The 18,029-nt window shown below is 73.7% G+C and carries 16 protein-coding genes and 6 pseudogenes; 8 read left to right on the top strand and 14 right to left on the bottom strand.

Going from position 1 to position 18,029, the window contains the following annotated elements; translation table 11 throughout:
- Position 1 precedes the first annotated feature (1 nt).
- The 4 genes and pseudogenes from P0R35_RS01125 to P0R35_RS01140 all read right to left on the bottom strand — a co-directional run.
- Positions 2-391: pseudogene (locus P0R35_RS01125) on the bottom strand (universal stress protein); the annotation flags it as partial.
- 205 nt (positions 392-596) lie between these two features.
- Positions 597-950, bottom strand: a pseudogene (locus P0R35_RS16500) (universal stress protein); the annotation flags it as partial.
- A gap of 54 nt (positions 951-1,004) precedes the next feature.
- Entirely contained in the window at positions 1,005-1,292 is a 288-nt protein-coding gene (locus P0R35_RS01135; RefSeq protein ID WP_284013420.1) for a DUF357 domain-containing protein, read from the bottom strand.
- Positions 1,293-1,358: 66 nt separating this feature from the next.
- On the bottom strand, positions 1,359-1,856 hold the full coding sequence (locus P0R35_RS01140) for an Lrp/AsnC family transcriptional regulator (protein ID WP_284013421.1): 498 nt from the start codon (positions 1,854-1,856) through the stop codon (positions 1,359-1,361).
- 398 nt (positions 1,857-2,254) lie between these two features.
- On the opposite strand from P0R35_RS01140, the gene P0R35_RS01145 reads away from it, so the two are divergent.
- From P0R35_RS01145 to P0R35_RS01155, 3 genes are all read left to right on the top strand, one after another.
- Complete coding sequence (locus P0R35_RS01145) at positions 2,255-4,438, top strand: amino acid permease (RefSeq protein ID WP_284013422.1); 2,184 nt, start codon at positions 2,255-2,257, stop codon at positions 4,436-4,438.
- 93 nt (positions 4,439-4,531) lie between these two features.
- A complete protein-coding gene (locus tag P0R35_RS01150) occupies positions 4,532-5,584 on the top strand; it encodes an NAD(P)/FAD-dependent oxidoreductase (protein WP_284013424.1) in 1,053 nt (350 codons plus the stop codon).
- Positions 5,585-5,881: 297 nt separating this feature from the next.
- Positions 5,882-6,166 carry a DUF7545 family protein gene (locus P0R35_RS01155; protein ID WP_284013425.1) on the top strand — a complete coding sequence of 95 codons (285 nt, stop codon included), beginning with the start codon at positions 5,882-5,884 and terminating at the stop codon, positions 6,164-6,166.
- Positions 6,167-6,216: 50 nt separating this feature from the next.
- Here P0R35_RS01155 and P0R35_RS01160 read toward each other — a convergent pair.
- Together P0R35_RS01160 and P0R35_RS01165 are read right to left on the bottom strand one after the other, a co-directional pair.
- Positions 6,217-7,031 (bottom strand): annotated as a pseudogene (locus P0R35_RS01160) (ZIP family metal transporter).
- Between the two features lie 153 nt (positions 7,032-7,184).
- Entirely contained in the window at positions 7,185-8,315 is a 1,131-nt protein-coding gene (locus tag P0R35_RS01165) for a M24 family metallopeptidase (RefSeq protein ID WP_284013427.1), read from the bottom strand.
- 191 nt (positions 8,316-8,506) lie between these two features.
- Between P0R35_RS01165 and P0R35_RS01170 the strand changes: the two genes are divergently transcribed.
- On the top strand, positions 8,507-9,853 hold the full coding sequence (locus P0R35_RS01170; RefSeq protein ID WP_284013429.1) for an MFS transporter: 1,347 nt from the start codon (positions 8,507-8,509) through the stop codon (positions 9,851-9,853).
- On the opposite strand, the gene P0R35_RS01175 is transcribed toward P0R35_RS01170, so the two are convergent.
- The 3 genes and pseudogenes from P0R35_RS01175 to P0R35_RS01190 form a co-directional block, all read right to left on the bottom strand.
- On the bottom strand, positions 9,823-10,260 hold the full coding sequence (locus P0R35_RS01175; RefSeq protein ID WP_284014670.1) for a carbohydrate kinase family protein: 438 nt from the start codon (positions 10,258-10,260) through the stop codon (positions 9,823-9,825). The two genes, P0R35_RS01170 and P0R35_RS01175, sit on opposite strands and share 31 nt — an antisense overlap.
- Positions 10,236-10,767 (bottom strand): annotated as a pseudogene (locus P0R35_RS16505) (PfkB family carbohydrate kinase); the annotation flags it as partial. The pseudogene P0R35_RS16505 and the gene P0R35_RS01175, both read right to left, overlap by 25 nt.
- A pseudogene (locus tag P0R35_RS01190) lies at positions 10,764-11,417 on the bottom strand (sugar phosphate isomerase/epimerase family protein); the annotation flags it as partial. The pseudogenes P0R35_RS01190 and P0R35_RS16505, both read right to left, overlap by 4 nt.
- Between P0R35_RS01190 and P0R35_RS01195 the strand changes: the two are divergent.
- Entirely contained in the window at positions 11,328-11,513 is a 186-nt protein-coding gene (locus P0R35_RS01195; RefSeq protein WP_284013431.1) for a hypothetical protein, read from the top strand. The pseudogene P0R35_RS01190 and the gene P0R35_RS01195 sit on opposite strands and share 90 nt — an antisense overlap.
- 230 nt (positions 11,514-11,743) lie before the next feature.
- A complete protein-coding gene (locus P0R35_RS01200; RefSeq protein ID WP_284013432.1) occupies positions 11,744-12,121 on the top strand; it encodes a DUF8048 family protein in 378 nt (125 codons plus the stop codon).
- A 289-nt stretch (positions 12,122-12,410) separates the two neighbouring features.
- Here the strand turns inward: P0R35_RS01200 and P0R35_RS16510 are convergent.
- From P0R35_RS16510 to P0R35_RS01210, 3 genes and pseudogenes are all read right to left on the bottom strand, one after another.
- A pseudogene (locus P0R35_RS16510) lies at positions 12,411-12,716 on the bottom strand (ATP-binding protein); the annotation flags it as partial.
- On the bottom strand, positions 12,713-14,419 hold the full coding sequence (locus P0R35_RS01205) for a histidine kinase N-terminal 7TM domain-containing protein (protein WP_284013433.1): 1,707 nt from the start codon (positions 14,417-14,419) through the stop codon (positions 12,713-12,715). The pseudogene P0R35_RS16510 and the gene P0R35_RS01205, both read right to left, overlap by 4 nt.
- Positions 14,420-14,487: 68 nt before the next feature.
- A complete protein-coding gene (locus P0R35_RS01210) occupies positions 14,488-15,630 on the bottom strand; it encodes an acyl-CoA dehydrogenase family protein (RefSeq protein WP_284013434.1) in 1,143 nt (380 codons plus the stop codon).
- Positions 15,631-15,745: 115 nt separating this feature from the next.
- On the opposite strand from P0R35_RS01210, the gene P0R35_RS01215 reads away from it, so the two are divergent.
- Together P0R35_RS01215 and P0R35_RS01220 are read left to right on the top strand one after the other, a co-directional pair.
- Complete coding sequence (locus P0R35_RS01215; protein ID WP_284013435.1) at positions 15,746-15,973, top strand: hypothetical protein; 228 nt, start codon at positions 15,746-15,748, stop codon at positions 15,971-15,973.
- Between the two features lie 57 nt (positions 15,974-16,030).
- Entirely contained in the window at positions 16,031-16,882 is an 852-nt protein-coding gene (locus P0R35_RS01220; RefSeq protein ID WP_284013436.1) for an RIO1 family regulatory kinase/ATPase domain-containing protein, read from the top strand.
- Positions 16,883-16,933: 51 nt separating this feature from the next.
- Here the strand turns inward: P0R35_RS01220 and P0R35_RS01225 are convergent, their stop codons facing one another.
- A complete protein-coding gene (locus tag P0R35_RS01225; RefSeq protein WP_284013437.1) occupies positions 16,934-17,161 on the bottom strand; it encodes a cupredoxin domain-containing protein in 228 nt (75 codons plus the stop codon).
- Positions 17,162-17,431: 270 nt separating this feature from the next.
- Positions 17,432-17,884, bottom strand: coding sequence for a DUF4112 domain-containing protein (locus tag P0R35_RS01230; RefSeq protein WP_284013438.1), 453 nt, complete (start codon positions 17,882-17,884; stop codon positions 17,432-17,434).
- Positions 17,885-18,029: the final 145 nt, after the last annotated feature.

Raw genomic sequence — 18,029 nt, forward strand, 5'->3', positions numbered from 1 at the left:
GTTACGACCCGGCGTCGACCTGGTCCCCGTCCTCGCTGTCGCCCTCCGCCGCGAGCGTCCCCGCCCGCGCCGGCACGACCAACACCGGCCGGTCGGCCCCGCGGAGGACGCGCTCGGCGACGCTGCCGAGCACCGCGCGGCGGATCCCGCCCCGCCCGTGGGTCCCGACGACGATCAGGTCCGCGTCGGTGTCGGCCGCGTAGCCGCGGATCGCGCCGCCGGGTTCGCCGACGAGCACCTCCGACGCGGCGTCGACGCCGGCCTCGGCCGCGCGCTCCAGCACGCCCGCGACGGCGTCGTCGGCGCGTTCGTCGAGCGCGCGCCGCACCGCCGCGATGGTGTCCCCGCTGAGCGCGCCGCCGCCGACCGCCGAGAGCGTCCCCGCCTCGTCGACGGCGCTGACGGCGGTGAGCCGTGCGCCAAGCGCCGCCGCGAGGCCGACCGCGACGGCCTCCGCGGGCGCCCCGCCCCGCTCCCGTCGGTGGCGACGAGCAGCCGGCTCGCCGCCCCCACTCGCGGCGCTCGTCGGCGCCGTGGGCGACGAGCACCGGCACGTCCGCGGTCCGCACCAGCTTCTCCGCGACGCTGCCGAGCAGCGCCCGGCGCGCCCCGCCCCGGCCGTGGGTGCCGACGACGATCAGGTCCGCCTCCGTCTCGGCGGCGTATGCGAGGATCGCTTTGTGCGGGCGCCCCTCGCGCACGACGGGGTCGGCGTCGACGCCCTCGCGTTCGGCGCGCGCCGCCAGGTCGTCCGCGAGGTCGCGGGCGGCCGCGCGGCGCGCGCGGAGGTCGCTCAGCCGCTGTCGCGTCGGGAACGGGTCCACCACCGTGCAGGGGTGGACGCGCGCCCCGAGCGCCGCCGCCAGCGCGTACGCCGTGTCGACGGCCGCCTCGGCCGGCTCGCTCCCGTCGGCCGCCACCACGATGTCGGTGAACTCGGTGTCGTCCATGGTGGGAGATCCCCGATCGACACGATAAATCCGGTGCCCGGGACGGCGGCCGGCTCACTCCGTCGTGAACAGGCCGGTGTCCGCGGGGATCGAGAACAGGCCCATGCGGACGCCGCAGTCGAGCCAGCCGTAGCCGTACGAGTAGGCGGCCAGCGCGTTCACCGGGTCGTCGCTCGCGCGGAAGTGGCGGCCGTCCTCGAGGTACGAGGCGGCCATCTCCTCGCACTCGACGGCGGCGTCGTACAGCGGGGTGCCCTCGGGGACGCACACCTCCGCCGCCTCGAGGGCGTCCGCGAGCATCTCGCCGTACCGGGTCGTCTTCTCGTCGAGGTCGGCGGCCATGGTCGCGGGTCGCGGCGGCGTCCCCTGAGCGTGTCGGTGGGGGACCGCGTCCCGTCGCCGCGGGGGCTACTCGTCGTCGCCGTCGCCGTCGGGGTCCTCGTCGGGGTCGAGGAACCCGTGGTACGGGCAGACGTACTCGTCGCGGATGATCTGCTCGTCGAGGACGTCGAGGCCGAGCGCGTCGAGGTCCTTGGTGATCCGGTCGAGGTCGTCGTGGTCGCGCCCGATCGCGTTCACGTACACGTTTCGCTCGCCGGTCATGATCTCGCGGACCGCGGTGACGCCGCGGATGTCGCGCGCGCGGTTGGCGAGTTCGCCGCGGTTCGGGATCGTCGCCGTGCAGATGATCTTCGTGTACAGCGGGTAGCCCGCGAGGTCGTAGTCGATGTCGATGTGGTACCCGCGGACCACGCCGCTCGACTCCAGCTTGTTGAGCCGGGTCCGCACGGTGCTCGCCGAGAGGCCGAGCTTCTCGGCGATGTCGCTCGACGACGTGGACCGCGCGTCCTGTTGGAGGTAGTAGAGGATGTGTCGGTCGACCGAGTCGAGTTCGCCGTCCTTCATCTACGCCAACGTCCCCGGGGTGGCCCCATTAGTCTTCTTGCGTGCGGTCGCGGCCGGTCGGCCGCCGCGGCCGCGCCGGCGACCGCCCCCGCCCCCTCGCGTGACGGATACCGAATGAACGTTCGAGTAGTTTGACGACCCGTCAATTGAATCGCCCGATTTATGCACTTCCGTCACTCACGCTGCGATAGACACCCGGGGCCGACCGCCGCGGAACCCACCACGATGACTCAGGGACGACTCGACGGACCGCGCCGCCGCCGGGGCGGCACGCAGACGACGTACCGTGTACCGACCACCGCGGCGGGCGGCGCCGCCGGAGCCGCGTCGCCGGACCCGTACTACCCGGCGGCCACCCGTTCGGCGGCCGCTCGCCCGGCGCCCGCGGTGGATCGCCGATGAAGGAACTCGAACGCGACCTCGGGCTGCCGTCGGTGCTGGCGATCAGCATCGGCGCGATGATCGGGAGCGGGATCTTCATCCTCCCGGCGCTGGCGCTGGAGATCGCCGGCCCGGCGGTGATCCTCGCGTACGCGATCGCGGGGCTGCTCGTCGTGCCGGCGGCGCTGTCGAAGTCGGAGATGGCGACCGCGATGCCGGAGGCCGGCGGCACGTACATCTACATCGAGCGGGCGATGGGCCCGCTGTTCGGCACGATCGCGGGCGTGGGGACGTGGTTCTCGCTGTCGTTCAAGGGCGCGCTCGCGCTCGTGGGCGGCGTGCCGTACCTCCTGCTCGTGTTCGACCTGCCGGTGACGCCCGTCGCGCTGGGGCTCGCGGCGCTGTTGATCCTGATCAACGTCGTCGGCGCGAAACAGACCGGCCGCCTCCAGCTCGCCATCGTCGTCGTGATGCTGGCGGCGCTGGGCTGGTTCGCCGCGGGGAGCGCCCCGAGCGTCGAGCAGGCGAACTACGCCGACTTCCTCGGCGCCGGCGTCGAGGGCGTGCTCGCGGCGACCGGCCTCGTGTTCGTCTCGTACGCGGGCGTGACGAAGGTGGCCAGCGTCGCCGAGGAGGTGGAAGACCCCGGGCGGAACATCCCGCTGGGCATCCTCGGCTCGCTCGCCTTCACCACCGTCCTGTACGTCGCCATCGTCGCGGTGCTCGTCGGGATCACCGACCCGGGGAGCGTCGCGGGGTCGCTCACGCCGGTCGCCGTCGGCGCCGAGCAGACGCTCGGCCGCGCCGGCGTCGCGGCGGTGATCCTCGCGGCCGTCCTCGCGCTGGTGTCGACGGCGAACGCGGGCATCCTCTCGTCGTCGCGCTACCCGTTCGCGATGAGCCGCGACAAGCTCGCGCCGCCGTCGCTGTCGTCGGTCAGCGAGCGGTTCGGCACCCCCGTCGCCTCGATCACGGTGACCGGCGCGGTGCTGCTGGTGCTGATCGCGTTCGTGCCCATCCTCGAGATCGCGAAGCTCGCGAGCGCCTTCCAGATCATGGTGTTCGCGATGATCAACGTCGCCGTCGTCGCCTTCCGCGAGGGGAGCGTCGAGTACGAGCCGGCGTTCACGTCGCCGCTGTACCCGTGGATCCAGGTGTTCGGCGCCGTCTCCGGGCTGGCGCTGTTGACCCAGATGGGCACCACCGCGCTCGCGGGCGCCGTCGCCATCACCGTCGCCAGCGTGGCGTGGTACCTCGTGTACGTCCGCCCGCGCGTCGACCGCGAGGGCGCCGCCAGCGACGCGATCCGGCGGCAGGTCGGCCGGGGCGCGCTCGCCGACATCGAGTCGGCCGTCGCCGCCCGCCCCGACACCCGCGAGGTGCTCGTCGCGCTCACGAAGAACGTCGACGAGGCGCGCGAGCGCTCGCTGATCGCGCTGGCGGCCGACCTCGTCCGCGCGGACGGCGGCCGCGTCGTCGCCGTCCGCTTCGAGGAGGTGCCCGACCAGGCGCCGCTCACCGAGGGGGTGACCGTCCAGTCCGACGCCGACCGCTCGTTCGAGGCGCGCGTCGCGGCGCTGGGCGACGACCTCGACGTGGCCGTCGAGGCCGACGAGATCGTGAGCCACGACACCAAACACGCCGTCGTCAACTTCGCGGCCCACCGCGACGTGGACACGATCGTCGCCGAGCACGAGCCGCTCCGGCTCCGCTCGCGGCTGGTCGGCGACCCCATCGACTGGGTCGTCCGCCACGCCCACTGCGACGTCCTGCTCGTCGACAACCTCGGCTACGACGACCCGCGCGCGGTCGTGCTCTCGGGCGACGTGGGGCCGTACCCGCCGCTGTCGGTCGACGTGGCCGACGCGGTCGCGCGGGCGAACGACGGCCGGATCTCGCTGTGGTACCCCGGCGGCGACGCCGACCCCGACGCCCGGCGCCGGCTGGTCGAGGACTACCGGACGGAGCTGTCGGACCTGCTCTCCGTGCCGGTCGCCGTCGAGTCGGTGCGCACGGACGGGGGGCAGCGGCGGACCCCCGACCTGGTGATCCGGCGCGGCGCCGACCACCGCCTCCGGACGGCCCTGTTCGACGAACGGCCCGACCTCCCGACCCCCGGCTGTACGACGGTCACGGTGTACCCCCACGAGTCGCGCCGGCCCGGCCTCGCGCGCCGCTTCGTCGAGCGACTGGCGTTCTGACGGGCGGCGGCGCGCCGCCCCGCGCGGGCCGCCGGTCGCCCGCCGAGCACGACAGCACAACGTACAAACCCCGGAGTCGCATAGCCGGACCCAATGAGCGACTCCGCCGACGTCGTCGACCACCGGCCGCTGATCATCGCGGGGACCGGCTCCGCGGGGCTCACCGCGGCCATCTACGCCGCCCGCTCGAACAACGACCCGCTCGTCTTCGAGGGCGACGAGCCGGGCGGACAGCTGACGCTCACCTCGGAGGTCGAGAACTTCCCCGGCTTCCCCGAGGGGATCAACGGCGCCGAGTTCATCAACAACGCCAAAGAGCAGGCCAAGCGCTTCGGCGCGGACGTGAAGAACGGCGTCGTCGAATCGGTCGACGACTCCCGGCGCCCGTTCCGCGTGGAGCTGACGAACGGCGACGTGTACACCGCCGACGCGGTCATCGCCGCCTCGGGCGCCTCGGCGCGGACGCTCGGTATCCCCGGCGAGGACGAGCTGATGGGGTACGGGCTGTCGACGTGCGCCACCTGTGACGGGGCGTTCTTCCGGGGCGAGGACATGCTCGTCGTCGGCGGCGGCGACGCCGCGATGGAGGAGGCGAGCTTCCTCACCAAGTTCGCCGACACGGTGTACATCGTCCACCGGCGCGAGGAGTTCCGCGCCGAGGACTACTGGATCGACCGCGTGCAGGAGCACGTCGACGAGGGGAACATCGAGATCATGCGCAACACCGAGGTGACCGAACTCCACGGCACGCGCGAGGACGGCGTCGAGTCGGTCACGCTCGTCTCCCACCCGGAGGGGTACCCGACCGACAAGCTCGACGACCCCGAGACCGAGGAGCGCGACTTCCCGGTCGGCGCGGTGTTCTTCGCCATCGGCCACACCCCGAACACGGAGTACCTCGTGGACACGGGCGTCGAGCTCGACGACGAGGGGTACGTCCGGACGAAGGGCGGCCACGGCGCGGGCCAGACCGAGACCGCGGTGCCGGGGCTGTTCGGCGCTGGCGACGTGGTCGACTACCACTACCAGCAGGCCGTCACGGCCGCGGGGATGGGCTGTAAGGCCGCCATCGACGCCGACGACTACCTCGAGGAGCAGAAGCGCGCCGAGGCGAAGTCGGGGGAGACGGCCGCCGCGGACGACTGACGCGAGGCCGAGCGAAGCGAGGCCTCGACAGACGGCGGCGAGGTCTGCGTGCCGAGCCGCCCAAGACCGGCAGTTACCGAGCGAAGCGAGGCCTCGACAGGCGGCGGCGAGGTCTGCGTGCCGAGCCGCCCAAGACCGGCAGTTACCGAGCGAAGCGAGGCCTCGACAGACGGCGGCGAGGTCTGCGTGCCGAGCCGCCCAAGACCGGCAGTTACCGAGCGAAGCGAGGCCTCGACAGGCGGCGGACCGGACGCCGAGACCCACGGACCTTTACGTGCCCCACACCTCCGGCGGGACATGGTCGGAACCGAAACCTACACAGTCAGCGGACCGGACGGCGACAGCGACGAGGTCGACCTCCCCGCGGGGCTCGTCGACCTGCTGGCCGAGCAGGGCGAGAACCCCAGCGAGGTCATCAGCGACGTGGTCCTGCAGGCGTTCGCCCAGCAGGCCCACGCCATCGCCCACCACAGTCAGGGCGAGACCCCCGAGGACGTCGCCGCGATCAACGAGAAGGCCGAGGAACTGTTCGAGGAGCGGTTCGGCCAGAGCCTCTCGGAGGCGCTGGGCCACTCCCACTAACCCGGACCGCCGCCGCCGCCCGCGGGCCGAGTCTCCCGTTTTCTCGACCGCTACAGCGACGTGACCGACAGCAGCGGCACCATCGCGGCCGCGCCGGTCGCCATCCCCCCCGACCAACTCCCGCTTCCCGTCGCCCGCGAGCCCCTCGCCGAGTTCGAGCGCCTCCGGGACGAACTCCGTGAGCACGAGGTAGATCATCGCACCCGCGGCGAAGCCGAAGCCGATCGGGAGGAACTGCCGGGCGATCGTGACGAAGTAGAAGGCGATCACCGCGCCGACGGGCTGGGGCAGGCTGGAGAACACCGCCCACCACACCATCTTCGGGGGCGACACGTCGAGGGTCCGCAGCGGGATGGACACCGCCACCCCCCTCGGGCACGTTGTGGACGGAGATGGCGACGGTCATGAACACCGCCAGCAGCGGTACCGCGGTGCCGAACAGCACCAGCCCACCGACGGTGTCGAACCCCAACTCCGCGAAGGAGACGCCGACGGCGACGCCCTCGGGGAAGCTGTGGACCGTGAGCACCCCGAGAACGAGCAGGAGCTTCTTGTAGTCCGCCTCCTCGTACTTGCGCGGGTTCACCTCCGCGCCCTCGATCACCTCGTGGGCGACGACGACGAGCACCACGCCCGCGACGACGCCGACCCCCAGCTCCAGCGGCGTCCCGTACGCCAGTCCCTCGCCGACCAGCCCGAACAGCGACGCGCCGAGCATGATCCCCGACGCCAGCCCCCACAACACCACGTTCCAGCGGTCGCCGATGTCGTCGAGGACGAAGAACGGGAGCGCGCCCAGCCCCGTCGCGAGCGCCGTGATCAGCCCCGCGACGAACACGAACGCGTACGCGCCGAGATCTGTCATCGGCGGCTCTAGCCCGTACTCGGATATAAGTCTCACGCGACTGACTGGTTTCGGGCAGCCGAAACCACGGTCGGCGTTTAGGGCGCCCGAAACCGCTCGAAACGGCGGATCGTCCCGTCGAGTCGAAGTATCGGGAACCTGTGACGAACCCCGTCAGTCCGTCCGCCAGTCGCGGTCGGTGCGGTTGAGACGCACGCAGCCGTCGTCGGTGACGACGACCAGATCCTCGATGCGGACGCCGAACTCGTCGGGGCGGTAGACGCCGGGCTCGACGCTGAACACCATCCCCGCCTCGACCTCGCGCTCGCCGCCGGCGACGACGTACGGCTCCTCGTGGACGTCGAGGCCGACGCCGTGGCCCGTCCGGTGGACGAACGCGTCGCCGTAGCCCGCCTCCGCGATCGCGTCGCGGGCGGCGGCGTCGATCGCGCCGACCGTGACGCCCGGTTCGACCGCCTCGACGGCGGCCTCCTGCGCCTCGCGCACGACGCGGTGGACCTCGCGAAAGCCCTCGGGCGGCTCGGCGTCGCCGAACACGAGCGTCCGCGTCTGGTCGGAGGGGTAGCCGTCGACCCGGGTGCCGAAGTCGAGGACGACGGGGTCGCCCGCCTCGATCACGCGGTCGCCGTGGGTGTGGTGGGGCATCGCCCCGTTCGGGCCCGAGCCGACGATGGTCTCGAAGGAGACGCCGGTGCCGCCGTGTACCTCGAGGCGGTCCTCGATCAGACGGGCCAACTCGGTCTCGGTCATCCCCACCACCTCGTCGCCCATCTCGCGCAGGTCGCGCACGACGGCGTCGGCGGCCTCGCCGGCGTGCCGGAGCGCCGCGACCTCGGCGTCGTCTTTGATCGCCCGGAGGTCGGCGAGGGCGTCGCTCGCGAGCCCCCACGTCGCGTCGGGGAGCACCCGCCGGAGGTCCTGCGTGAACCGGGCGTGCATCGTGTCGTCGACGAGGACGTGGGGCGCGTCGTTCGCCAGCGCGAGGTCCTCGGCGACGGCCTCGACGGCGGCGACGGGGTCCTCGTCGTCGCTCCACGTCCGCACGTCCGCGACGGGCGTCCCGGCGCGCACCTGCTCGCCGGCCAGTTCGGGCACGAGGAACACGGGGTCGGCGTCCGCGACGACGAACAGCAGGAAGTGACGCTCGCTCGGGTGTTCGTCGTGCCCGGTGAGGTACGTCAGGTTCGTGCTCGGGAACAGCACGAGCGCGTCGGCGTCGGCCCCGGCCAGCCGCTCGCGGGCGGCGTCGAGGCGGCGCGCGTACGGCGCGTCGGTGTCGGTCATACCCGGCCCTTCCGCCGCCGCCGAGTTGAACGCGTCGGCGGCGCCGTCGGTTCCCCTCTGCCGTCGGCCCGCCCGACCGGGGTCCGGGAGGTCGGCGTGTCGGTCCCGCCGGGCTCGTGTCGACGCCGACGAACGCGCCGGGGCGGTGCCGCCGGCGCAACGGCTATGGGTCGCCCGCGTCATCGCCGTCCGTGGACCGTAACCGCCGCTGGCTGATCGCGTGGGGGCTGGGGTACGCTTCGGTCGGCGGGGCGTCCGTGCTGGTGCCGCTGTACGCCATCGCGCTGGACGCGAGCCTCGCGTTCGTCGGTCTCATCGCCGCCACCGCCGCGCTCGTGGGCGTGCCCGGCGCCGTCGCGTGGGCCGCCCTCGCTGCCCGCACGGACCGCCGCCGCCCGTTCGTGCTCGTGGCGCTGGGGGCGACCGCGGGCGTGCTCGCGCTCGTCCCGTTCGTCGACTCGCCCGCCGCCGTGCTCGTGTTGAACGCCGCGCTGTGGTTCGTGATCGCGGCGGCGGTGCCCGTGCTCAACCTCGTCGTCGTCGAGGGCGCGCCCGTCGACGAGTGGGACGGCCGGATCGCCTCGCTGAACGCCTGGCAGGGGTACGGCTGGGTCGCCGGCCTCGTCCTCGGCACCGCGTGGACGCTCGCGGCGCCCCGATTCGGGGTCGCCCCGCTCGTCGGCCAGCGACTGCTGTTCTTCGCGCTCGCGGTCGTCGCCACGGTCGCGCTCTCGCTGGCGCGGCTGTGGTACCCGGAGCCGTCGACCGTCTCCGCCGAGCGCTTCCGGCGGGTGTACGCCCGCCTCGCCCGCTCGAACTGGGGCGCCGGGCGCTACCTCCGCGCGAGCCTGTACGGGCCGACGCGGATGTACTGGGGCCTGCGGACGCTGCGTGTGCGGGGCGACCGTTCCGGGCGGGCCGGCGGCGGACGGGTCCCGAACCCGTTCGCGCGCTTCGCGCCGGCGCTCCGGCGGTACGTCCTCGCGGTCGTGGTGTTCTCGCTGGGGTTCGCCGTCTTCTGGGGGCCCGTGCCGGCGTTCCTCGCGGGCCGCGTCGACGCCGGCGCCGTCTTCGGCGTCTACCTCGCCGGCAACCTCGGCTCGGCGGTGTGTTACGGCCCCGCGGGTCGGCTCGCGCGGCGCTACGCCCCCTACGTCATCCAGATCGGCGCGCTCGCCGGCCGGGCGAGCCTGTTCCCCGCGGTCGCCGTCGTCGCGCTCGTCCTCCCGGCGCTGCCGGGCTACTCGCTCGCGTTCGGGCTCATCGGGGCGACGTGGGCGTTCATCGCCGTCACGACCGCCGGCATCGTCACCCGGCTCGCCGACGAGGCGACCCGCGGGGCGGCGCTCGGCGTGCAGGCGGCCGCCGCCGGCCTCGCCACCGCGGTCGGCTCGGCCGTCGGCGGCGTCGTCGCGGGCGCCGTCGGCTACCTCGCGACGTTCGCGCTCGGGGCGGCGCTCGTGGCCGCCGGCATCGGCCTCGTCGTCCTCGCGCGCCGGCCGAGCGATTACCGCTCGGCGAGGAACGTCTCGACGTGAGCCCGCGTCGGCAGCGCCGCCATCGCGCCCTGCGCGGTCGTCGCGCGCGCGCCGACGGCGTTGGCGAACCGGAGCGCCGCCGCGAGCGACTCGCCGCCGTCCAGCGCCGCGATCGCCCCCGCGGTGAACGCGTCGCCCGCGCCGGTCGTGTCGACCACGTCGGCGTCGAAGCCGGCGTGTGACGCCTCCCCGGCGCCCCACGGCGCGTCGGCCGTCGCCCGGGCGTACGAGCCGGCGGCGCCGCGCGTGACCAGCGCGGTGTGGGGCCCTCGGCGAGCACCGCCTCGGCCAGCGCCGCCGGGTCGCCCGCGTACCCCGCCGGCGCGAGGTCCTCCGCGCTGGCGACGAGCACGTCGACGTCGGGCAGCGCCGCCGCCAGCGTCTCGCCGTAGTCGAACGTGCGCCACAGCGACTCGCGGGCGTTCGGGTCGAACGACACCGTCGTGTCGGCGGGGGCCCGCGCCAACAGGTCGAACACCGCCGAGCGCGACGGCTCGTGGGCCAACTCGACGCCGCCGACGTGGAGCCAGTCGAGCGCCGCGAGCGTCGCGTCGTCGACGGCGCCCGCCTCCAGCCGCGTGCTGGCGGTTCCCTCCAGGTACAGCGAGAACGACCGGTCGCCGTTGGCGTCGAGCGCGACGACCGCCAGCCCGGTCGGCGCGTCGGGGTCGCGCTCGACGTACGTGTCGGGCACCCTCCGCCGACAGCGTCGCCGCGAGGAAGTCGCCGAACGCGTCGTCGCCGAGGCGCGTCCACAGCCCGGGCGCCTCGTCGAGCCGCGCCAGCCCGACGGCGACGTTCGCGGGCGCGCCGCCCGGCTTCCGGGCGTACGTCTCCGCCTCGGCGCCGCCGGCGGCCCCGCCCTCGGGGTGGAGGTCGACGATGCACTCGCCGACCACGAGCCGGCGGCTCACTCGGCCACCTCCGGGTCGTCGGCCGCGTCCCCGGGGTCGCCGTCGACGGCCGCGAGCACCTCGCGCACCCGCTCGATGCTGTGGCCGAGGTACGCGCCGTCGAGGGTGAACACCTCCGCCGAGAGCGTCCCGGCCCAGTCGGCCGGGAACGCGCGGAACACGCGCTCGAAGTCGACGAACCCGGCGCCGATGGGGAGGTGTTCGTCGTCGGCCCCGCGCACGTCGTTCAGGTGGAGGTGGGAGATGCGGTCGGCGTGGTCGGCGACCAGCGCCGCGATGCCGCCGTCGTCGCGCCCGTCGACGCGCGCGTGCCCCGTGTCGAGACACATCGACACGTCCGTCCGCTCCAGCAACTCGGCGATCCGGTTCGTGTCGAAGCGGCCGCGCGGGATGTTCTCGGCGACCAGCTCCACGCCGCGGTCGGCGGCGTGCCCGTCGAGGCGGCGCACCGACGCGACGACCGCGTCGCCGACGGTCTCGTCGTCGTGGGCGTGGGTCCACGCGTTCGGCGTCGGGTGGATCGTCGCCTTCGTCGCCCCGAGGGCGGCCGCGAGGTCGAGGTGCGCCTCGAACTCGGCGACCGACCCCGAGCGGACGCCGTCGAACGGCGACCCCGGGTCGAGCCCGCGGAAGGGGAGGTGGACGGTGCAGCCGACGCCGCGGTCGGCGAGGGCGTCCCGGAGGGCGTCGCGCCGGGGGCCAGCCGGTCGCGCGCGCCCGCGCCGTCCAGCATCAGCTCCACGTAGTCGTAGCCGTGCTCGGCCGCCGTCGCGACCGCCTCGCGGTGGTCCATCCCGAGCTGGGTGACGAACCCGATGTCGGCGTCCATGTGTCGCCTACCGCGCGCCGCCACTTCGACCCACCGGACGCGACGAGTGCCGACCGGGCGGACGGCGCCACGGCGTCGCCCCGCCGACGCGGCCGGGCCCGGCGGGGCCACCGTGGGGCTCAAGCCGTCGGCCGACCGACACGAGGTATGGACGACCTCGGACCGCTCGCGGCGCACGTCGGGAGCGTGGCGAGCGACGCCGCCGTCGACGAGGCGGCGCTGGGCGAGACGCTCGCGGGGATGCAGCGCGACGTCCGGTCGTACCCGGGGGTCGCCGACCTCGTGTTCGAGTACCGCCGCGCGTTCGAGCACGACCCGCTCGTCGCCCGGGAGGGGCGGGCGTACTACCTGCTGGTGCCGCCGCGGGTGTGGCGGGAGTTCGCCGCGGGGCTCGACGCCTCGGCGGGCGTCCTCGCCGCCGCGAAGGTCGTCCACGACCGGGCGTTCTCGGCGGCGACGGCGCTGGAGCCCGCGGAACGCGGCGACTGGGAGCCGCTCGTGTTCGTCGCCGACCGGGCGCCGTGACGCGACGGGGCGGCCGCCGGCGCCGGCGCGCGCGCGTCGCTCCCCGCCCGTCGCTCCCCCGGCCGTCAGTCGTCGTCGTCCGCGGCCGTACCGGGGGCGTCGGCCGCGTCCCCCGGGGCCAGGCGCCGTACCCGCCGTCGGCCACCTCCGCGTTCGACGGGGGGACGCCCCACGGCTCGATCTGGTCGTCGAGGTCGTGGCCGTCCGCCTCGTGGTCGCCCGCGGCCGTCCGCAGCCGCAACACCACGACCGACCCGGTGTCGGGCAGCGGCCCGACCTCGCTCGGGTCGTCGACGAAGGCGAGTTCGCCGTCGACCCCGTCGACGATCCACCGGACGAGCCACAGGCCGATCCCGCTGGCGTGCCGGAGCTTCGTCTCGTGGCCCGACTCGACGGCCGCGCGGTCGCCCTCGGGGATCCCCGGCCCGTCGTCGGCGACGCGGAGTTCGACCGTCTCGTCGTCGCACTCGACCGTGACCGCGATCCGCGGCGCGTCGCCGTCGTGGTGGCGGGCGGCGTTCTCGACGAGGTTCCACACCGCCGTCGCGAGCAGTTCGTCGGCGTACGCGACCGCCGCGTCCGCCTCGACGGTCACCGTCGCCTCCGGGAACAGCCCCGGGCGCGGGCGGCGACCTCGTCGGCGACGGCGACGGCGTCGACCGGGCGGCCGCCGTGGTCGGCGCTCCGGAGCGTGCGGTCGACGCCGCGCACGCGGTTCCCGAGCGAGGCGAGGCGCCCGGCCGACCGCTGGATCCGCTCGGCGTACTCGACGGACTCGTCGTCGCCCCTGGCGGCGATGACGTCCGCGTAGCCGAGGACGACGTTCAACTCGTTGCGGAGGTCGTGCCGGAGCACGCGCGTCAGCACCCGGAGCCGCTGTTCGTACCGCTCGCGCCGGGTCTCGTCGCGCAGCGTCATCAGGTAGCCGCCGATCTGGGGGTCGTGGAAGCGGTTGACGCCGACGCCGTCGAGCGTCCGCCAGCCGCCGTCGGCGTGCTCGACGCGGAACGACACCCGGACGCTCTCGCCGGGCCGGCCGAGGCTCTCGGCGAACGGCTCGGCGACCCCGCGCCGGTCGTCCGGGTGGATGTAGTCGGTGAAGACGCCCCCCTCCAGCAGTTCGGGGTCGTACCCGAGCACCCCCTCGACGGCGGGGCTGATGTACTCCAACACGCCGTCGGCGTCCGCCACCGCGATGATGTCGTCGGCGTGTTCGACGTACGCGCGATACCGGCGCTCGACCCGGGTTCGCTCGGTCACGTCCCGGAACACGAGCAGGCGGACGCCCTCGCGACCGAGCGGCTCGCACGTCGCCTCGAAGTACGTCGGCTCGCCGCCGCGCGAGTAGGCGTCGGCGTCGTCGTCGACGACGACCTCGGCGTCCTCCCCGTCGAGCAGCGCCGCGCTCGCCGGCGAGTCGGGGAGGACCCGGTCGGCCGGCAGGCCGACGCCGTCGCCGTCGAGGTCGAACGCCTCGCGGGCGGCGGGGTTCGTCTCCAGCACGCGGCCGGACTCGTCGACGACGACGATGGCGTCCTCGAGCCCGGCGAACACCGTCTCGTGGGCGACCGGCGCCACGTCGAACAGGTCGAAGCGGTACATCGCGAACAGCAACAGGAGGCTCGCGCCGCCGAACACCACCGGCGTCGTGTCCGCCGGGGGGATCCACGGCGGGTCGAGGATGTACACGACCTCAGTCACGAGCGGGAACGTCGACGCCAGCGCCAGCGTCGCCGCCTGTTTGCGGTACGGCCCCGACGAGCGGGAGGCGGCTTCCGCCAACAGCATCACGAACGCGCTCCCGACGAGGAAGCCGTACGCGACGTGGAGGACGAACCCGACCCCGGGGACCGCCACGTACGTCTCGACGCCGAACACCGAACGCTGCGCGACGCCGGCGAAGAACAGTCCCCCCCGGTCGAGGACGATCAGCGCGCCCGCGAGCGCCGGCTCGACGCTCAACAGCGCCGCGCGGCGAGGGGTCACCCAGTCGCCGCGGCCGGTGTAGTACAGCCCGAACAGCAGCGAGGTCGTCACGATGGGCGTCGCGGCGACCCACTTCGCGCGGAGGAGGAGCAGCCCGAGGTCGGTGGGCCCGGCGAGCAGTTGGAGGCCGAACAGCGCGGCCCACAGCGCCGCCCCGTACGTGATCGCGACGAAGGCCGTGCCGGCGTGGTCGCGCCGCTCGCGGGTCCGCAGGTACGCGAGCGTCCCCGCCGCCGTCGACGTCAGCGCCGAGGCGAAGACGGCGGCGACGAGGGTGTCTGACGCGCCAACCATTGCCGATGCTGCTTGCATCGTCCCGGGGTAGCACGCATAAACGTACGTCCGAAATTATCAGAAGGGATTGAGGCGGTCGCGGGCCGTTACAGGCCGAGCTGCCGGCCGATGACGAGGTGCTGGATCTCGCTGGTCCCCTCGCCGATCTCCATCAGCTTCGCGTCGCGGTAGAAGCGCTGGGGCGGGAAGTCCGTGGTGTAGCCGTAGCCGCCGTGCACCTGCACGGAGTCCTCGGCGACCTCGCGGGCGGCCTCGCTGGCGTCGAGCTTCGCCAGCGCCGACGCCCTCGTCACGTCCTCGCCGCCGTCGTACATGGTCGCCGCCTTGTGGGTGAGCAGGCGCGCGCGCTCGACCTTCCGGTACATGTCGACCACCTTGTCGCGGACGGCGTCGAACTTCGAGATCGGCTTGCCGAACTGCTCGCGCTCGCCGGAGTACGACTTCGCCGCCTCGTAGGCGCCCTGCGCCAGCCCGGTCGACAGCGCGGCGATGGAGATGCGGCCGCCGTCGAGCGTCTTCATCGTCTGTGTCCACCCCTCGCCCTCGTTGCCGAGGAGGCGGTCCTCGGGGATCCGGACGTCGTCGAGGGCGATCTCGCAGGTCGGCGAACAGTTGAGCCCCATCTTGTCCCAGACGGTGGTCACCTCGAAGCCGTCGTCCGCCTCGGGGTCGACGATGAACGTGGAGATGCCGTCGTAGCCCGCGCCGGGGTCGGTGACCGCCTTCACGAGCACGCTGTTGGCGACGTTCGCGTTCGTGATGAACTGCTTCGTGCCGTTCAACACGTACTCGTCGCCGTCCTTCTCGGCGACGGTGTCCATGTCGGAGGCGTCCGACCCCGAGCCGGGCTCGGTGAGCGCCCACGCGCCCAGCCCGTCGCCCTCGGCGAGCGGGCGGAGCCACTCCTCCTTCTGCTCGTGGGTGCCGAACAGCTCGATGGGCTTGGCCCCCAGCGAGGTGTGGGCCACGTACGAGAGGCCGATGCCGCCGGAGACGCGGCCGAGCTCCTCGGCGACGACGGCGTACATCAGCGTGTCGCCGCCGAGCCCGCCGTACTCCTCGGTGAGCGGGACGCCCATCATGTCGAGGGCGGCCAACTCGTCGAAGATCTCCCGCGGGAAGCGGTGTTCGTCCTCGATCTCCTGGGCGATGGGGGCGATCTCCTCCTCGCAGAACTCCCGGACCTGGTCGCGGATCATCCGGTGTTCCGCGGGTAGATCAAAGTTCATGAACGAAGTGGAGGCGTCCCGGGAAATACTTGTTTCGATGGCTTTCGGTACGCGCAATATCCGCGCCGCCCGCCCGTCCCCGAGCGCGACGCCGTTTTGCCCCGCCGCCCCGTAGTTGCTCCTCCCGAGACAGATGACCGAACGGCTCACACGGTACGGGCGGGCCGCCGGACCGCCGCTCGCGGTCGTCGCGGCGTGCGGCCTCGCGACGACGGTCGCCGTCGCGGCGTTCGATCTCCCGGCGTGGTACGTCCCGGCGGTCGTCGCGGTCTCGGCCGTGCTCGGGCTGCTCGCCGCGGTGGGGTTGCTGCTCGGGGCCGTGTTGTACCGTCGGTCGTTCTGACCCCGGCGGAGGCGACGGAGGACGACGCTTATCCCGCTCGCCGGGGTACCACGTGGCATGGACTTCCAGCGCCTCCTCCGCGGCACCGTCGAGTGGGAGCGGCTGGAGGCGGTCGGCCGCGAGTTGGCGGCCCGCTACGGCGACGGCGCGGCCCGCGTCGAGTTCCTCGACGCCGACAACTGGCTCTCCACCCCGTTCATCCTCCACACTGGCGGCGAGACGTACTTCGTGAAGGTGGTGAGCCGGCAGAACTCCGTCGTCCACGCGCTGTTCACCGCCGGCCGCAACCTCGGGGCGTTCACCTCCGGCACCGAGGGGTTCTTCGAACACTTCGGCACGCCCGCGGACATGGCCCGGCACGAACTCGAGGCGACCCGGGAGATGCGCGCGCTCGGCGTGAACGCGCCCGAGCCGGTCGAGGCGCTGGAGATCGACGGGCTGGGCGTCCTCGTCGTCGAGTACCTCCCGGCGTTCCGCTCGCTCGACGAGCTGGACACCGAGGCCGAGCGCGAACTCGCGCCGGCGCTGTTCCGGGCGCTCCGACGGCTCCACGACCACGGGCTGGCCCACGGCGACCTCCGCGCGGAGAACGTCCTGATCCTCGACGGCGACCTGTACCTCATCGACGCGACGAGCGTCCGCGAACCGGGCGCGCTCGACGCCTGCGAGTACGACCTCGCGTGCGGGCTGGCGGCGCTGGAGCCGCTGATCGGCGCGGCGGCCGCGGTCGAGGCCGCGCTGACGGCGTACGACGCGGAGTCGGTGCTCGGCGCCCGCGAGTACCTCGACTTCGTGGCGATCCGGCCGGACCACGACTTCGACGGCCCGGGGCTGAAAGGCGAGATCGAGAAGCGTGCGGCCGAGCGAAGCGAGGCCGCGGTCACGAACGGCGAGCGCAGCGAGCCGTGAGTCGCGCGGTGGTGGGTGCGGCGAGGCCGCGGCCTCCGCCCGCGTCGCCCCTCACTCGCACGGCAGCGGCTCCTCGAGCGTCACGTTCCCGACGAGGACCGCCCCGCACATCGTCGCGGTGCCGTGGACCGTGCAGAAGTCCTCGTACACCCCGGGCCGCCGGAAGGTGTCCGTCTCGGACTCGCCCTCGCCGTAGTTGCCGGAGAAGTACTCCCACGGGGTCGCGGCGTCGTGGCACGTCGCGCTCTTGACGTTGTGGACGTACGGGCCCCGGTTCACCCACTCGACGGTGACCGGCGGCTCGACCGGCAGCCGGATCGGGGCGACGGCGTCGTTCGCGAGGTCGACGGTCGCGGTCGTCGGGTCGCCCGGCGCCGCGGTCGGTTCCGGGACGGTGTCGTCCCCGCGGGCGCCCGCACAGCCGGCGAGTCCCGCGACGAGGCCGGTCGCGCGGCGGCGAGGACGCGTCTGCGGTCCGTACTCGGGCTGCGAGCGACGCCGCCAAGGGGGTTGTCCGAAATCCGTCCGGAATCCGTCCCGACGGCCGGCTCACCCCTCGGTGATCTCGATCGTCACGGGGCCGTCGTCGGCGGCCTCCGCCCCGGCGTCCTCGCCGGCGCTCGTCGACTCCTCGGCGACGAACGACTCCAGCGCCTCGACGTTCCACACGTTCGCCTTCACCACCGCGTCGAACAGCGGGCCGACGACGGGGATCGCCCCCAGCGCGACGTCGGCGGCGACGTTCGCCAACATCCGGACGACCGTCGTCAGCGGGACGCCGAGGTACGCCGCCTCGGCGACGATGTACAGCGACACGCCCGCTGCGACGGCGTCGCCCGCCCCCGGCAACACCCCCAACACCGGGTCGAGCCCGACCCACGTGTCCGTCCCCGGCACCCGAACCGCCTCGTCCATGAGGCGCGCGACGGTCCGCACGCGTGCCAGCGCCGGTTCGTCGGCCGATTCGGGCAGGTCCATCGTGAGCGACTCGGCGTCGGTCATGGTCGGTCCGTCACGATCGCGCGGAAAGTGCCTTGCGGCCGACACGACGCCCCTCGCCGCCGATCGCGGGACGGCGCTCGCCCGACGCCGCGGGGCTCCGGCGCGACGGGGCGGTTCCCGCACCTATTTCACCACCCTCGCGCAA

Origin of the sequence: Halobaculum litoreum, from assembly GCF_030127125.1 — an archaeon.
Lineage (GTDB): Archaea > Halobacteriota > Halobacteria > Halobacteriales > Haloferacaceae > Halobaculum > Halobaculum litoreum.

Coding starts and splice junctions, on each gene's coding strand:
- P0R35_RS01155 (WP_284013425.1), top strand. CDS start 5,882: ATGGTCGGAACCGAAACCTACACAGTCAGCGGACCGGACGGCGACAGC.
- P0R35_RS01145 (WP_284013422.1), top strand. CDS start 2,255: ATGAAGGAACTCGAACGCGACCTCGGGCTGCCGTCGGTGCTGGCGATC.
- P0R35_RS01220 (WP_284013436.1), top strand. CDS start 16,031: ATGGACTTCCAGCGCCTCCTCCGCGGCACCGTCGAGTGGGAGCGGCTG.
- P0R35_RS01165 (WP_284013427.1), bottom strand. CDS start 8,315: ATGACCGACACCGACGCGCCGTACGCGCGCCGCCTCGACGCCGCCCGC.
- P0R35_RS01150 (WP_284013424.1), top strand. CDS start 4,532: ATGAGCGACTCCGCCGACGTCGTCGACCACCGGCCGCTGATCATCGCG.
- P0R35_RS01230 (WP_284013438.1), bottom strand. CDS start 17,884: ATGACCGACGCCGAGTCGCTCACGATGGACCTGCCCGAATCGGCCGAC.
- P0R35_RS01210 (WP_284013434.1), bottom strand. CDS start 15,630: ATGAACTTTGATCTACCCGCGGAACACCGGATGATCCGCGACCAGGTC.
- P0R35_RS01140 (WP_284013421.1), bottom strand. CDS start 1,856: ATGAAGGACGGCGAACTCGACTCGGTCGACCGACACATCCTCTACTAC.
- P0R35_RS01205 (WP_284013433.1), bottom strand. CDS start 14,419: ATGCAAGCAGCATCGGCAATGGTTGGCGCGTCAGACACCCTCGTCGCC.
- P0R35_RS01135 (WP_284013420.1), bottom strand. CDS start 1,292: ATGGCCGCCGACCTCGACGAGAAGACGACCCGGTACGGCGAGATGCTC.
- P0R35_RS01200 (WP_284013432.1), top strand. CDS start 11,744: ATGGACGACCTCGGACCGCTCGCGGCGCACGTCGGGAGCGTGGCGAGC.